This window comes from Bacillus sp. TE8-1 (genome assembly GCF_008368855.1).
Classification (GTDB): Bacteria; Bacillota; Bacilli; order Bacillales; family Bacillaceae_G; genus Bacillus_A; species Bacillus_A cereus.
The window spans coordinates 112,248-128,481 of sequence record NZ_QPET01000002.1 but is presented as its reverse complement, the minus strand read 5'-3'; the positions used below and the strand labels follow the sequence as shown (position 1 = coordinate 128,481).

The window sequence follows — 16,234 nt, the reverse complement described above, 5'->3', positions numbered from 1 at the left end:
ATGTTAATATTTTCCTCCTTGTGTCGAATTTTATCTGAAAAGGGTTTATAACAAATAAAGAAGTTCAACAGTAATTTTGTTGAACTTCTTTATTTGTTTACTCATTATCAACTCGTTTTAACGGTTGATCTGCTGGGCCTTCAATAACGTCCCCCTCAATAGAAAAACGAGAACCGTGGCAAGGGCAATCCCAAGTACAATCACCATTATTCCATTCAACTTCACAGCCGAGATGTGTACAAGTTGTATCGACGATATGTAATTTTCCTTCTTTGTCTTTATAAGCACCTGCTCGTTTACCGTTAACATGTACGACAGATCCTTCACCAACTTCGAGATCTTCTGGCTTACGTAATGCGGTTTCAATCTTTCCTTCAATTAAATGTTTCGCAACATCAATGTTTTGGGAGAGGAACGTTTTTATATCTGGATTTGCATGGAAGCGTGATGGTGCATACAGTTCTTTATAGGGACTGTGAACTTTTAGGATGGAGTCCTTCAGTAGGTGAGCGGCAGCAGTTCCAGTTGTCATTCCCCATTTGCGATATCCAGTTGCAACAAATATATTTGGATTTCTTTCGTTAATATGTCCGATATAAGGAAGCTTATCTAGAGTGATTAAATCTTGTGCTGACCATCTATAAGGAACTTCGTCTATTCCAAAAGTTGCTTCAGCAAAAGAATAGAGTGCTTCATAATGAAGCATCGTATTTATTCCTTGTCCTGTTTTATGACTCTCTCCGCCAATCAAAATTAATTTTTCTCCATTGTTTGTTATATAGCGTAAGGAGCGCTTTGGATCATCAATACTTAAATACATGCCACCTGGATAATCTGTTTTTGCTTTTATTGCAAGAGCGTAGGAGCGTTCTGCGTACATTCGCGTAAAGAAAAAGCTATTCGCATCATAAAAAGGAAAATGTGAACAAGAGACGACATATTCACAAGTGATATGATGGCCCTCTTTTGTAATTATTTGTGGATAATCTCCCTTTTCCACATCCATAGCTGTTGTTTGTTCGTAGAGCTTTCCGCCCATCTCCACAAACTTTTCTAAAAGTGTTTTTAAATAAAGAAGGGGATGGAATTGTGCTTGATTTTTCATTACAAGTGCAGATTGTACTGGAATAGGAATCGATAGAGATTGAACATAGTCACAAGGTATATTTAATTTTTGATAAGCTTCATATTCTTTCGTTAAATTTCTTAATCCGTTATCGGTAGTTGTATATAAATATGAATCTTCATTTGAGAAATTACAGTCGATTTTATATGTTTGAACAGTTTTATTTATGAATTGTAGAGCCTGATTATTTGATTCATAGTAAAGCCGGGCCTTTTCTACACCGAAATGATTTATTAATTCATCATAAATAAGATCATGTTGTGCTGTTACTTTCGCTGTTGTATGCCCAGTCGTTCCATTTAAAATACGACCAGAATCAATTAAAACAACATCGATGCCTTCTTTTGCAAGTAAATAGGCAGTAGTAATACCTGTAATACCAGCACCGATAATAGCAACTTTCGTCTTTATATTTTCGGATAAACGAGGGAAAGTAGGAAACTGAGTAGATTCAATCCAATAAGATAGCGGCAGTTGTGGAAATGTATCACTTGTCATTGCGGAAACCTCCTGATTTTAGAACAATTTTTCTTTTAATATTTCCATATTATATGAAATTCATGTGTGTTGTTTTAGAAGTAGTCTATTTTTATTAAAAGAGGTTATAAATTTTTTTAATATAATTAATTAGGTGGGGCATTATGATGTAGTAGGATTTATATAAAACTAAATTCAAGTGATTCTGTTTGTTGATTACATAGGGAGTTATTGAATGAGATAGAGTCTATGGCGTTTAAGGAAATGTCTATATATAGTGGGTAAATCCTTATGGAATCTATACATTTTCTTTAGTGAAATAAAGTATGATTATAAAAATATAACCACCTTTTATTACTAGGTCATAAAAGGTGTTGACAATATAGAAATTCTATTGTTATGATTCATCATGTGGAAAGGTTGATAGAGAGTAAAAAGAGAAATGTTTTTCATTGATAATAAAAGCGAAAAATAAGTGACGATAGAGTGAGTATATTTTCCTTATAATAGATGCTTTTTGGATCATCTAGTAAAATCAATCTGGAAGCAAGAATTGATATATGTAAGTTGCGCAAGGCGCGGCATAAGAAAGGAGCAAAAGGATGAAGGAGCTTCATACGTTTGGGTGGTATGCAGCACGTGTATCACCACATTTGCCGAAAAAAGCATTTAAACCAGTGCCTACTCGTTTATTTGGTGGACTGGCTTATTTGCTTGTGGCATTGGCGGGGTTAATATCGATTGGTGTATTTGAATTGAATGTGTGGGCGAATCTAGGAATTGCGATTGTTCTTGGATTATGTTTTGCTTCACTAGGATTTTTAGGGCATGAAATTTTACATGGAACTGTTGTAAGAAAGGCATGGCTTCGTGACTTCTTAGGCGCGATTGCATTTATGCCATTATCAACAGGGCCAAAGCTTTGGAGAAAGTGGCATAATGCAACGCATCATGTTCATACACAGCATGAAGAGAATGATCCAGATGCATGGCCGACACTTGAGAAACTTAAGAAGAGTAAGTTTTTGAGTTGGGTATATCGTATGCCTTTACATGTACGTTCATTCTTTAGTTTTCTGTCACTAACAATTCAATTTACATTGCATTCGACTCGAATGTTCTTTCATTTTATAAAAGAGTTCAAGTCATCCAATCAAAAATCTGTATGGCTTCAACTTCTTTTGCCTTGGACAGTTTGGATTAGTTTATTGTTTATTATGGGACCTGGAAAATGGTTATTTGCATATGTCATTCCGTTGTTAATTGCTAACTTTATTGTAATGGCATATATCGCAACAAATCACCGCTTAAATCCAATTGTTCCAGTAAATGATCCGTTAGCAAACTGTTTGTCAGTAACAGTGCCGCGCTGGGTAGACGTTTTACATTTCAATTTCTCATATCATACAGAACATCATCTGTTTCCTGCTATGAGTTCTAAATACTATCCGTTAGTAAAAGAGAAGATTAAAGAAATGTGGCCGGAACGCTATCATGAGATGCCGATGACAAAAGCTTTGGCAGCGCTATGGAATACACCACGTGTGTATTATCAAGGAAGTGAATTAGTGGATCCGCATAGAGAGCATTTCTATGGTTCTTTAGGAAATGGACTAGATCCTCATAATATTTCATATCGTGAGGAACATATAGAAGAAGAAAAGAGTATTAAAAAAGTAAATCAGTAAAAATTAATATATTTTTGCAATGAAAAAGCAAGCCATCTCAGGCTTGCTTTTTCTTATAAAGAAACTTCCTTTTTGTTCCTTTTATGGACTTGGACGGAGTTAGTTTCTTTTCGTTGTAATCGGTTTTCTAAAAGATTAACAAAATAAGTAAATAGAAGAACAAGTACGAGATAGTATGCGCCAACGATTATGTAAGTATCTAATTGTTGGAAGTTACCTGCTGCAATTGATAAACCTGAACCCCATAATTCGGACATTCCTACATAAGCAACAAGTGAAGAATCTTTTAATCCGATAATAAATTGGTTTCCTAGAGGAGGAAGAGACAGACGAAATGCTTGTGGTAATATAATTCGTCGCATAGCTAAAGGATAAGGCATGCCTAAAGAGCGAGCTGCTTCTAATTGTCCCCGGTCAACGGATTGAATAGATCCACGGAAAATTTCCGTAATATATGCACCGTTATGAATTGCTAAAGCGATTGCACCTGCCCAAAAAGGGGTGAAAACAACAACGGATGTAATTCCAAAATATAGAATGGCAATTTGAACAATTAAAGGTGTACCACGAATAATAGCAATGTAGACATGAGCGATACTATTTAAAACTTTATTGTTAGAGATTCGAAAGAAAGCGAATAATAATCCAATTAATGAACCGAGTACTAGGGAAGTTAATGTTAATTGTAATGTGACAATAGTAGCCTTTAAGAGTGTGGGATAGGAAGAGATAAAAATTTCAAACATGCGTTTCACCTCATATTGTATAGATTTTAGTAGAGAATGAAATGCCCCACATAAAATGAACATTTAATCAGTGGGGCATTGTTTATGAATCTTTTGAATGGCTAACTTACTTCGTTTTTTCCTCTTCACCGAGAATATTACGCCCGAACCATTTTTTACTGATCTTTTCATACGTACCATCTTTAATGATTTCATCTAACGCTTTATTTACTTTCTCAACCATTTCTTTATCATCTTTGCGAATAGCAATTCCCATTTCATCAAGATTTAATGGTTTTCCGGCTTCTTTTATATTCGATTTTCCTTCTTTTATCATACGTAGACCAACCATTTGATCCGTAATTACTGCGTCAACACGCCCAGGCTCTAAATCCATAAGAGCAGTAATATCGCTGTCATATTCTGTGATTTGATCTGTATATTTTGCAACAAGATTTTTAAAGGTACTAGCTTTTACAACACCAATTTTCTTACCTTTTAAATCTTCTGGAGAAGAGATAGCGTTATTCTTTTTAGCTACAAAAATTTGGGCGCCAGAGCGATAGTACGGATTTGAGAAACTAACAGCTTTTAAGCGCTCCTCTGTAATTGCCATACTACCCAGTATTACATCATATTTCTTCGCTTGAAGACCTTGAATCAGCGTTTCCCATGGGTTTGTAACTGGCGTAGCCTTCATGTTCATCTTTTTAGCAAGAGCTTCACCGATTTCTACATCAAAACCGACAAGTTTGCCGTCATTTTCTTTATAGTTAAAAGGTTTGTATAATCCACTCATCGCATAGCGAAATTCTTTTTCACCATTTGATGAAGTAGTAGAGCTTTCTTTGCTACAAGCTCCTAGTATGAAGGATGTACATAGTGTAATGCTCGCAACAATGGTTAATAGTTTTCTTTTCATAAAACCCCTCCTATATATTGATCATACGGATGGTTTTTCAGTATGTTATTGAAATATTTTATTTGGATGATTAGTTGTGCACCGTATGAATGTATTCCTTTTCGTTTGAAACAAAAGTTACATTATAAAACGTTGCGTAAAAATTGTTTTGCCCGTTCATGTGATGGAGCTGAAAAGAATTGTGCTGGCGGAGCATCTTCTACAATCTTTCCATCATCCATAAAGATGACGCGATCAGCTACATCTCTTGCGAAATTCATTTCATGAGTAACAATAACCATTGTCATCCCTTCTTCAGCAAGTTCTTTCATAACTTGCAATACTTCTCCAACAAGTTCAGGGTCTAAAGCTGAGGTAGGCTCATCAAACAGCATAATCTTAGGGCTCATTGCAAGAGCTCGTGCAATGGCAATGCGCTGTTTTTGACCACCTGAAAGAAGATGAGGAGTTACATCCGCTTTATCTTGAAGGCCGACTTTTTGGAGAAGTTGATTTCCAATATCCTGTGCATTTGCTTTCTCTAATTTTTTTACGTGAATAGGTGCTTCTATGATGTTTTCTAGTGAGGTCATATGAGGAAAGAGGTTAAAGTGCTGAAAAACCATACCGACATTTTCACGGACTTTATTTAAATTTGAATGCTTTGGATCAATTCGCTCACCTTGTAAGTGAATTTCGCCTTCATCGTACATTTCTAAAAAGTTAAGACAGCGAAGTAATGTACTTTTACCAGAACCACTGGCACCAATTAAAACAACAACTTCTTTTTCTTTTACTTCTAAATCAATTCCTTTTAACACATCAAGTGAACCGAATGATTTTACTAGATTTCGAACTTGAATCATACAAAACCCCCAGTTAAAAATATATTTTACAAATGTTGCCCCGTATTTCTGTTATTAGTCATAAATTGTCAGAATCCTTTATTTTTTTAGTGCAATTTGATATTCAAAGAAATAATGATTTTTAAAATCTCTATATCCTTCTATAATGAAAATATGGATAATAATATATAGGTAGTATTTATATTGCTTATAAAAAGGGGGAAAGGGAAGATGGAAAAAGAAAGAAAAACATTTTCTTTTGGATTACGTACACAACTTATGCTATTCACTACAGTTTTAGCTTTCATTACATATTCAACAAGTATATTTTTTATTTACGTGATATACGATTATTTTCAAAGTTATGTAAGTCAAACAGTATATAATATTATCGTTATGTTATTAGGGGTAGTATGGTCTGGAATTTTAGCATATGGAGCAGCCGTATTTTTAATTAAACCGCTTCGCAAGTTAGAGGAAGCGGCAAGAAAAGCAGCTGAGGGTGATATTCGTGAAGATGTTCCATTACCGAAGACAGATGATGAAATTAAATCTTTAAGTGTTGCATTTAATATGATGTTAGGAAACTTAAGAGGCATGGTAAAAAATATTGATACAACATTTTCGTATACAAATAATCAAGTGCAGCAGATTAGAAAACAAACAGGCGAAGCAACGAGACAAGCGCAAGGTGTATCTGAGACACTTGCAGAGATTTCTTCAGGCGCCGAGCAATCGGCGGCATCAATTCAAGCAATTGTTTCTGCTGTTGATACAACGACGTCTATTGCAAGTGAAGTAGAAGAAAAAGCGAAGCAGTCTGATATGTTGTCTTCAGAAATGGTTCAAGCTTTAGGGCATAGTACTCGTGTCTTTACGTCTTTAATTCAAGGTATTCAAACATTGGCAAAAGAAAATGAAGATTCAATGCAAAATGTACAGAAGTTAGAAGAACGAATGAAACAAGTAGAACATATTGTGTCTGTTGTGAGTGCGATTGCTAGCCAAACGAATTTATTAGCACTAAATGCTTCTATTGAGGCAGCTCGTGCAGGAGAGCATGGAAGAGGCTTTGCGGTTGTTGCGGAAGAAGTACGTAAACTTGCTGATGAAAGTGATCATTCTGCAAGAAACATATCGCAGTTATTACGGAATATGCAAGATGAAGTACAACAAGTTGCAATGAAAATGACAGAACAAGTGAAAATAGCTAAAGAAGAGGCGAAACGTGGGGAAGCTACGGAATTAATTTTAAAAGAAATGTCATCAAGTGTTATGGAAGTAGCCGATGCAACTCAGCAAATTAGTAGTTATATGAATGAACAAGTGAGCCACATTCATCAAACAGGAGCACAAACAAAAGCTGTAGCAGCAATTGCTGAAGAAACGTCAGCTGGTTCGCAAGAAGTGGCACGTGTGACGCTACAACAGTCTAAAAATATGATAGTAATCGATCAATTATTAAAGGATTTAGAGAAGCAAGCAACTGATTTGAAACAAACAATTGAACGATTTTCAATGTAAAAGGAAGAACAGAATATTGTTCTTCTCTTTTTTATTTAGCTTGATTTAATATTTACAGTTAAACTATGAACGTTTCCGCAACATTCTTTTCTGTCCCTTTCGGATGAAAATTATAGCGAGCTATAATATTAAAAGGGGTGTCTTTTATGAAAAAAGAAAAAAGACAACGGTTAATTAAACAATTTGTAAAGGAGTATGAAATAGATAAGCAAGAAAGATTAGTAGAATTGTTAGCAAAAAAAGATGTATTAGTAACACAAGCTACGGTTTCTCGCGATATTCGTGAGTTAAACTTAACGAAGGTACCTTCTCAAGAAGGATTAATGATATATAAAGTTTTCTCAGAAGAGCATGTACAAACTGATATAAAGTTAAAGAAAAAATTACGAGAAGTTGTTGTAAAAATTGATTGTGTAGATCAATTAATGGTTATTAAAACATTACCTGGTAATGCACATGTTATTGGTGTTTTATTTGATGAGTTAGATTGGAAAGAAAAAATAGGATGTATATGTGGAAATGATACATGCCTTATAATTTCACAGTCGAAATCAGATAGGGAGATTATAGAAGAAAGATTAAATTTAATTATTTAGATGCAAAAATCCTGTTTTTAATAAAATTAAAAACAGGATTTTTGTTTAAATACGGAAGTTAAATATTCAACATATATGCGTAATATATGTATTTTTTATTGAGAAAGCAAGATAGTTTGTTATAAAAATACATATTCGTATGATTTTAAAAAAATAACTTGTTTAATATTTCACAATGATAATGTGGATGCTTTCACAAAGATGAAAGTACAGAGCATTTATTATGTACTTGTAAGACATCAAACATATTTAAAAGGAGGTACAACAAATGAAACATCCGATACATGTTACTTCAGAAATTGGGGAATTACAAACGGTTTTATTAAAACGACCGGGTAAAGAAGTGGAAAACTTGACGCCAGATTATTTGCAGCAATTATTATTTGACGATATTCCATACTTACCAATTATTCAAAAAGAGCATGATTATTTTGCACAAACGTTACGCAATCGGGGTGTTGAAGTTCTTTATTTAGAAAAACTAGCCGCTGAGGCGTTAGTAGATAAAAAACTTCGAGAAGAATTTGTTGATCGTATTTTAAAAGAAGGACAGGCCGACGTAAATGTTGCACATCAAACTTTAAAAGAATATTTACTTTCCTTTTCAAATGAAGAATTAATTCAAAAAATTATGGGCGGTGTACGGAAAAACGAAATTGAAACAAGTAAGAAGACACATTTATATGAATTAATGGAAGATCACTATCCGTTTTACTTAGATCCAATGCCTAATTTATATTTTACTCGTGATCCAGCAGCTAGCGTGGGCGATGGCTTAACGATAAATAAGATGAGAGAACCAGCGCGTAGACGTGAATCATTATTCATGGAGTACATCATTAAATATCATCCAAGATTTGCAAAGCATAATGTACCAATCTGGTTAGATCGTGATTATAAATTTCCAATTGAAGGTGGCGACGAGCTAATTTTAAATGAAGAAACAATTGCGATTGGAGTATCTGCTCGTACTTCAGCTAAAGCAATTGAACGTTTAGCTAAAAATCTCTTTAGCCGACAAAATAAAATTAAGAAAGTGTTAGCAATAGAAATTCCAAAATGTCGAGCATTTATGCATTTAGATACAGTATTTACAATGGTTGATTATGACAAGTTTACAATTCACCCAGCCATTCAAGGGCCAAAAGGGAATATGAATATTTATATTTTAGAAAAAGGATCAGATGAGGAAACTCTTAAAATTACACATCGTACTTCTTTAATGGAAGCATTAAAAGAGGTATTAGGCTTAAGTGAATTAGTTCTTATTCCATGTGGAGGAGGAGATGTAATTGCTTCTGCTCGTGAACAATGGAATGATGGCTCGAACACATTAGCAATTGCGCCAGGTGTAGTTGTTACATATGATCGCAACTATGTATCTAATACGTTATTACGTGAACACGGTATAGAAGTGATTGAGGTGCTAAGTTCGGAATTATCTCGTGGTCGTGGGGGTCCACGTTGCATGAGTATGCCAATTGTTCGTAAAGATATTTAGTATAAATAACGGAGAAAGTAGGGATGAATTATGTTAATGACTAGACCAAATTTAAAAGGAAGAAGCTTTCTAGCAGAAAAAGATTTTACACAAGAAGAATTGTTATATTTTCTAGATTTGGCAGCAGAATTAAAAGAGAAAAAGAAAAATGGTATCCCGCATCATTATTTAGAAGGTAAAAATGTAGCGCTCTTATTTGAAAAAACTTCTACTCGTACGCGTTGTGCATTTACAGTAGCATGTACAGATTTAGGGGCAAATCCTGAATATTTAGGGAAAGGTGATATTCAACTTGGGAAAAAAGAATCTGTAGAGGATACAGCAAAAGTGTTAGGGCGTATGTTTGACGGAATTGAGTTTCGTGGATTTAATCATGAAACTGTAGAATCTTTAGCACAAAATTCTGGTGTGCCAGTTTGGAATGGATTAACAGATATGTGGCATCCAACACAAACACTAGCAGATTTATTAACAATTAGAGAACATATAGGGAAATTGAAAAATGTGAAGCTCGTTTACGTTGGCGATGGGCGAAATAATGTTGCTAATAGCTTACTAGTTGGTGGAGCAATCGTTGGAATGGATGTACGTATTTGTACACCGGAATCTTTATGGCCTGCACAAGAAGTAATTGATTTAGCAAAAAAATATAATGAACAAGTAATGATAACAAGTAATGTGGAAGAAGCTGTTGCAAGTGCAGATGTAATTTATACAGATGTATGGGTGTCTATGGGGGAAGAAGAAAAATTTGCTGAACGTGTTGAGTTATTGAAACCTTATCAAGTAAATATGAAAATGATTAAAGCAACAGGGAATGAAAACGTAATTTTCTTACATTGTTTACCTGCATTTCATGATGTTGAAACGATGTATGGCGAAGAAGTTTATGAGAAATATGGGTTGAAAGAAATGGAGGTAACTGACGAAGTATTCCGCAGTAAACATTCAAAAGTATTTGATCAAGCTGAAAATAGAATGCATACAATTAAAGCGGTTATGGCAGCTACTTTAGGAAACATGGAGTAAAGAAGAAAGGGAGTCTTCCTTTCTTCTTTCTCCTCCTTTAGACACGATCATTCACTATTGCTTTTGTATTGTTATTGCAATTTAAGAGAGGTGAGTGGAATGGGTGAAGATAAGAAATTAGGGTTGTTTACACTAACGGCTCTTGTAGTTGGGTCTATGATTGGCGGTGGAGCCTTTAATTTAGCGAGTGATATGGCAAAAGGTGCTGGTGCTGGAGCCATTATTATTGGCTGGGTTATAACAGGAATTGGGATGATTGCACTCGGATTATCTTTTCAAAATCTAACTGTAAAACGGCCAGATTTAGATGGTGGTATTTTTAGCTATGCAAAAGCAGGGTTTGGTAATTTTATGGGGTTTAATAGTGCGTGGGGATACTGGCTATCTGCTTGGCTTGGGAATGTAGCTTACGGTACATTATTGTTTTCTTCATTAGGATATTTCTTCCCGATCTTTGAAGGCGGTCAAAATGTAGAATCCATTATTGGTGCAAGCGTATTATTATGGTGTGTTCACATGTTAATTTTACGTGGAGTTCAATCAGCAGCCCTTGTGAATTTAGTAACTACAATCGCAAAATTAGTACCTGTATTTGTATTTATTGTCATAGGAATCTTTGCGTTTCATATTGATACGTTCTTAGATGGATTTTGGGGGCAAACTGGTTCTTTTTCATGGGGAGCAGTTGGCAGCCAAGTTAAAAGTACAATGCTTGTAACTTTATGGGTATTTATTGGGGTAGAAGGGGCTGTTGTTTTATCCAGTCGAGCAAAAAATAGAAGTGATGTAGGGAAAGCAACCGTTATTGGCTTAATTGGTACACTCATCATTTACATTTTAATCACATTATTGTCTCTTGGACTTATGCAGCAAGCAGACATTGCAGGTTTGAAAAATCCGGCTATGGCTTATTTGTTTGAAAGTGTTGTTGGAAAATGGGGTGCTATCTTTATTAATTTAGGTTTAGTCATCTCTGTATTAGGTGCTTGGTTAGGTTGGACTTTGCTCGCTTCTGAAATTCCATATTTAGCGGCTAAAGATGGAGTATTTCCAAAATGGTTCGCAAAAGAAAATAAAAATAAGGCTCCAGTAAATTCATTATGGATAACAAATGGTTTAATACAAATATTCTTGTTAACATTCGTCGTTTCTGATCAGGCGTATAACTTTGCATTCTCTTTAGCATCTTCAGCTATTTTAATCCCATATGCTTTTTCAGCATTTTATCAACTGAAGCATAGCTTAAAGTCTGAAGAAGCAGATCGAAATAAAAATATAATAATTGGCTTGATCGCAAGTATTTATGGCGTGTGGTTAGTTTATGCAGCCGGTTTAGAGTATTTATTATTAACAATGACTTTATATGCGCCAGGTATTTTTATTTTTTACAATGTTCAAAAGCAAAAGAGTTCGAAGCAAATATTTACTCGAGTGGAATTAGCATCATCCGTAGCAATTGGTGCTTTAGCATTCTTTGCGATTTATGGATTAATTACAGGCAGTATTACTTTATAAAGCGCTGTGAAAGCGAAATCAACTGGAGGGCTGGAATATGGCACGAAGAAAAATTGTAGTTGCACTAGGGGGAAATGCGATACAGTCTGGAGAAGCTACTGCGGGAGCGCAGCAAGAAGCGTTGGAAAAAACGGCAGAACAACTTGTGAAAATAATGGAAAATGATGTGGATATAGTAATTGCGCATGGAAATGGCCCACAAGTGGGGAATATTTTATTACAGCAAAAAGCTGCAGAAACGGAAAAGACACCTGCAATGCCATTAGATACTTGTGGGGCAATGAGCCAAGGGATGATTGGATATTGGATGGAAAATGCAATTGGAAAGGCATTGAAAAAACGGAATATAAACAAAGATGTAGCAACGGTTATAACACGTGTTGTTGTGGATAAAAAAGATGAGGCATTTAAAAATCCAACTAAACCAATTGGTCCTTTTTATACAGAAGAAGAGGCCAGAAAATTAATGGATGAAACAAAAGCAGTGTTTAAAGAAGATGCTGGTAGAGGATGGAGACGTGTTGTTCCATCACCGAAGCCTGTAAGTATTCATGAACATAAAGTGATTAATTCTTTGGTCGAAGATGGAAACATAGTGATAGCTGTGGGCGGAGGTGGAATTCCAGTAATTGATTCTGAAGAAGGGTTAAAAGGAACTGAAGCGGTTATCGATAAAGATTTCGCTGCGCAGAAATTAGCAGAATTAGTAGATGCCGATACGCTCGTTATTTTAACTGCAGTTGATTATGTGTATGTAAATTATAATCAACCGAATCAAAAAAAATTAGAGCATGTCACAGTGAATCAATTAGAAGAATATATTGAAGAACAACAATTTGCTGCGGGAAGCATGCTTCCAAAAATCGAAGCTGCTATTAATTTTGTTAATACAAATCCAAAAAGAAAAACAATTATTACGTCTTTAGAAAAAGTATATGAAGCACTAGAAGAAAAAGCCGGTACTATTATTTCAAAACAGAATGTATGCATGTGTGTTTAAAATTATTATGTACGCTACTTAGTAGTAAAAAAGAATGGAGTTAGTAACTTCATTCTTTTTATTTATTAATATTTTTTGTATTCATTGTTCATAAAGTTTTCATGATGAAATCTGAATATACAAGTTAATTATGATAAAATTCAAATTGAATACGCTTTCTTGATTTTTCGCTCCAACATACAGCAAGAGAGAGGGAATTTTATGAATAGACGGAACGTAGTGAAAGACTTAAAGCAGTTCGAATTATTTGCTCATTTAACAGAAAAAAAATTGAAAGGCTTAACAGAGTTTGTTTATTGGCGAACTTATAAAAAAGGTCAATTTTTATTTTTAGAAGGGGATTCAAGGGAAAGAATTTACTTCATGTTAGATGGTTTTGTAAAGTTAGAGCGGGTTAATCAAAATGGGAACTTATTATACGATGACTATGTAAAGCGGTATTCTATTTTTCCTTATGGTGGTATGTTTACAGACAGAGGATATAACTATACAGCAGAAGCAATGACGGATGTGGAGGTATATTATATTCCAACGGTAATCTTTGAAGATATGGTAAAGTCCAGCAGAACGCAATTGATGTACGTTGTTCAGCAATTATCATCTATATTAAAATTGAACGAAAATCGAGTGCAAAATATTACAATTCCTAATGCACAAGATCGTGTTATCCAAACGTTAAATTATTTAATGCAGGATTTAGGAGAACAGAGTGGAGAAAAGATTGTAATTTCATGTCCACTTACAACAATTGAAATATCCAAAATATCTGGAACATCTCGAGAGACAGTTAGCAGCGTATTAAAACAATTAAAAAATGATAGCATTGTTACAATTTTAGATAAAAAAATTACAATACATGATCCAACATATTTTGAAGAAATCTCTATGTGAAAATTGTATATTGATTTTTTAATTCATAGTGTATATTAATAAGGTTCTTTATATATTTATAAGGAACTTTTTTACGTTATCCTCTATAAAAAGATTGTATAGTATGGTAATAATAGCTAAAATCGATAATAAAATACAAAGTGAAGGGGAGAAAGAATGATTCGTATTGAGTATGATCGATTAGTAGCTATTTGTTACAGTATAGGGGTTTTGTTATTATTAAAAATTCCAAATGATAATGAATTAATTGGGGAAAAACTATTCAATGTCTATAAGGTTCCGATACATACGTATGTTTATATGGATTATAAAGTCTCAAATATATTGATTGTTTCTTTCATACTACATGTAATTGCATTTATATTATTTTTAAAATGGCTAGGAAAAAAGGAATCTAGTACATTTAGAAAAATGAATAAGATAAAAGTAGTAGGTACTAGTATTTTGATTGTAATGATGCCGTTTATTTTAAATACAATCCTTCAAACATTGAATAAAACATGGTATTACGCAGGAAAAACAGGGGTAGAAGCAATAGAATATAAAAAAGAAGATAGCCAGTGTAGAATGGAGAAAAATGGAGATAATATCCAACCGAAGTGCATTGTTACTTTAAAAAATTATCGTAATCATTCACAAGCATTAAAAGTTGTTTTATATGATAATGCAAACGAGAATTCAAAAAGCTATCCAGTACCGAAACCAGTCTATTTACAAAAACATGAGACAAAGCAATTTGAATTTCAAGTTCCTGTTTCTTATAATAGAGGTATTGAAAAAGATAAAGTACCAAATATTAAATTACATTCATTGCATGAAAATGATACGAAATACAATTAATCTGTAAGTAAAAGTTTATGAGTAGGAGCAAGAATTTGAAACGATATAGAAAATCAACTTGAATCATCCAACATACTGCGAGGTAACGGTATATTGGATGATTTTTTATGTTATCCCCTTTTTTCACGTATGAAAAGGAGGAATACTTTGTTGGAAATGAAAAACATCACAAGGATCATACATGGTTTTTACTTTACGTAATCTGTGAAAGTTAGAGCCATAATAACTAGTTTGCCAATTTTTAATGTCGATATCGGGCCAGTTCACATAGTCACCTAGTGTATAAGGATCTAAGCTTTCTCGTAAACCTTTAACCCAGCGTATATTTCGATTTTCTTCATCATCGCATTTCCAAGAGGTAATGTATTCTTGAGCAATAATTGCTTTACGATGAAAATAAGCCGTTTCATTCGGCGAAATATTTTCAACAGCACCTATGAGCGATTGATGCCAAATACTAGCATCTTTATTTGGTGCATGAGAAAGAAAGGATTGCATGATTTGAATGCCTTTAAGGGGAATAGGTTTATAGACATAGGAACCAGAGCGCTTGAAATTTTCAGGGATGTTACCTCCATTAAAAAATTCAACAGCCTTTATATAAGGAACTTCTTCTATAAAGAGAGAGGGGCTACCAGTTTCAAGAAGAGGGGATAATAGGGAATGGAGTTCAGAGGGAGAACCGATAAACTCGCCTTGTGCTTCGATTTTATTTCGTTGCTTGGCGAATAATTCGATCGATGAAGTGAGACGTTCATCTATATAAGGTGCCCAGTTTTGCCACGCTTGAAATGCAGCAATAAATTCTTCCCATTTCCATGTAATTGAGAAAATTGATACATTTTTTATCGGGTGGACTCGAAAAGTTAATGAAGTGACAATTCCGAAGTTTCCACCACCGCCACCACGGCATGCCCAAAAAAGGTTAGAGTTCTCTTGTTCATTTGCACGAATGAGTTTTGCACCAAATTTTCCACATGCTTGTACCATTTCCACTTCCATTAATTGATCACATGTTAATCCATATAAGCGCGAAAGCATACCAATACCACCACCAAGTGCTAATCCAACAATTCCAACGCTTGCACTTGTACCAGCAGGAATTGTAACACCGTAATTCCAAAGTTCTTTATAAACAGTGCCAAGATTTGCACCAGCCTCAATTGTTGCTGTTAATTTCTCTGTATTAATAGTAATGCGATGCATTTCACTCACATCAATAATAAGTCCTCTATTTAAAAGAGAAAAATTTTCATAGCTATGACGTCCACTTCTTAACCGAAATGGTATATGACGTTCACGTGCCCATTTTAAGGCGTTACAGACATCCTTGTTATTTTGACAAAAAACAATAATACAAGGGAGTTTTGGAATACTTAAATTTAAATTCATTCGGGCTACGTCGTAGTCAGGATCTGTGGGAACAACGATACGACCTGTTAATTTTGTTTGCTTCAATTTATTACTCCTTTCTAAAATAATCAGAGTTTTTTATTAATATATGAAAAATGTCTGTAATACGCGTGGACAAGGAGAGGTGAAGAATGAGATTTACCTTTGTGAGAAATAAATAAAG

Annotated in this window: 14 protein-coding genes; 9 read left to right on the top strand and 5 right to left on the bottom strand. The window is 34.3% G+C overall.

Going from position 1 to position 16,234, the window contains the following annotated elements:
• Positions 1 to 97: 97 nt before the first annotated feature.
• On the bottom strand, positions 98 to 1,624 hold the full coding sequence (locus tag DN404_RS01960) for an FAD-dependent oxidoreductase (RefSeq protein ID WP_149214673.1): 1,527 nt from the start codon (positions 1,622 to 1,624) through the stop codon (positions 98 to 100).
• Between the two features lie 581 nt (positions 1,625 to 2,205).
• On the opposite strand from DN404_RS01960, the gene desB reads away from it, so the two are divergent.
• On the top strand, positions 2,206 to 3,291 hold the full coding sequence (gene desB / locus DN404_RS01955; RefSeq protein WP_000661226.1) for a Delta(10) desaturase DesB: 1,086 nt from the start codon (positions 2,206 to 2,208) through the stop codon (positions 3,289 to 3,291).
• 53 nt (positions 3,292 to 3,344) lie between these two features.
• Here desB and DN404_RS01950 read toward each other — a convergent pair whose 3' ends face one another.
• The 3 genes from DN404_RS01950 to DN404_RS01940 all read right to left on the bottom strand — a co-directional run bounded on the left by DN404_RS01950 (position 3,345) and on the right by DN404_RS01940 (position 5,783).
• Positions 3,345 to 4,100, bottom strand: coding sequence for an amino acid ABC transporter permease (locus tag DN404_RS01950; RefSeq protein ID WP_002023139.1), 756 nt, complete (start codon positions 4,098 to 4,100; stop codon positions 3,345 to 3,347).
• A gap of 43 nt (positions 4,101 to 4,143) precedes the next feature.
• Positions 4,144 to 4,938, bottom strand: a complete 795-nt coding sequence (locus DN404_RS01945; protein ID WP_000823753.1) for an ABC transporter substrate-binding protein — start codon at positions 4,936 to 4,938, stop codon at positions 4,144 to 4,146.
• Positions 4,939 to 5,060: 122 nt separating this feature from the next.
• On the bottom strand, positions 5,061 to 5,783 hold the full coding sequence (locus DN404_RS01940; RefSeq protein ID WP_144597005.1) for an amino acid ABC transporter ATP-binding protein: 723 nt from the start codon (positions 5,781 to 5,783) through the stop codon (positions 5,061 to 5,063).
• Between the two features lie 210 nt (positions 5,784 to 5,993).
• Between DN404_RS01940 and DN404_RS01935 the strand changes: the two genes are divergently transcribed.
• From DN404_RS01935 to DN404_RS01900, 8 genes are all read left to right on the top strand, one after another.
• Positions 5,994 to 7,286 carry a methyl-accepting chemotaxis protein gene (locus tag DN404_RS01935; RefSeq protein ID WP_144597007.1) on the top strand — a complete coding sequence of 431 codons (1,293 nt, stop codon included), beginning with the start codon at positions 5,994 to 5,996 and terminating at the stop codon, positions 7,284 to 7,286.
• Between the two features lie 146 nt (positions 7,287 to 7,432).
• Entirely contained in the window at positions 7,433 to 7,882 is a 450-nt protein-coding gene (argR, locus tag DN404_RS01930; protein WP_000711827.1) for an arginine repressor, read from the top strand.
• A gap of 268 nt (positions 7,883 to 8,150) precedes the next feature.
• On the top strand, positions 8,151 to 9,383 hold the full coding sequence (gene arcA / locus DN404_RS01925) for an arginine deiminase (protein WP_000682331.1): 1,233 nt from the start codon (positions 8,151 to 8,153) through the stop codon (positions 9,381 to 9,383).
• A gap of 30 nt (positions 9,384 to 9,413) precedes the next feature.
• On the top strand, positions 9,414 to 10,412 hold the full coding sequence (gene argF, locus DN404_RS01920; protein ID WP_000930291.1) for an ornithine carbamoyltransferase: 999 nt from the start codon (positions 9,414 to 9,416) through the stop codon (positions 10,410 to 10,412).
• 99 nt (positions 10,413 to 10,511) lie between these two features.
• Positions 10,512 to 11,927: an arginine-ornithine antiporter gene (gene arcD / locus DN404_RS01915; RefSeq protein WP_000503412.1), complete on the top strand. Its 1,416-nt coding sequence runs from the start codon at positions 10,512 to 10,514 to the stop codon at positions 11,925 to 11,927.
• A gap of 37 nt (positions 11,928 to 11,964) precedes the next feature.
• Positions 11,965 to 12,927 (top strand): carbamate kinase, encoded by a 963-nt coding sequence (arcC, locus tag DN404_RS01910; protein ID WP_016121523.1) that lies wholly within the window; start codon positions 11,965 to 11,967, stop codon positions 12,925 to 12,927.
• A 201-nt stretch (positions 12,928 to 13,128) separates the two neighbouring features.
• Positions 13,129 to 13,818 carry a Crp/Fnr family transcriptional regulator gene (locus DN404_RS01905; RefSeq protein ID WP_001081905.1) on the top strand — a complete coding sequence of 230 codons (690 nt, stop codon included), beginning with the start codon at positions 13,129 to 13,131 and terminating at the stop codon, positions 13,816 to 13,818.
• 156 nt (positions 13,819 to 13,974) lie between these two features.
• Positions 13,975 to 14,658, top strand: a complete 684-nt coding sequence (locus DN404_RS01900) for an ABC transporter permease (protein WP_098955595.1) — start codon at positions 13,975 to 13,977, stop codon at positions 14,656 to 14,658.
• A 123-nt stretch (positions 14,659 to 14,781) separates the two neighbouring features.
• Here DN404_RS01900 and DN404_RS01895 read toward each other — a convergent pair whose 3' ends face one another.
• Positions 14,782 to 16,116: an FAD-binding oxidoreductase gene (locus DN404_RS01895; protein WP_149214672.1), complete on the bottom strand. Its 1,335-nt coding sequence runs from the start codon at positions 16,114 to 16,116 to the stop codon at positions 14,782 to 14,784.
• Positions 16,117 to 16,234 lie beyond the last annotated feature (118 nt).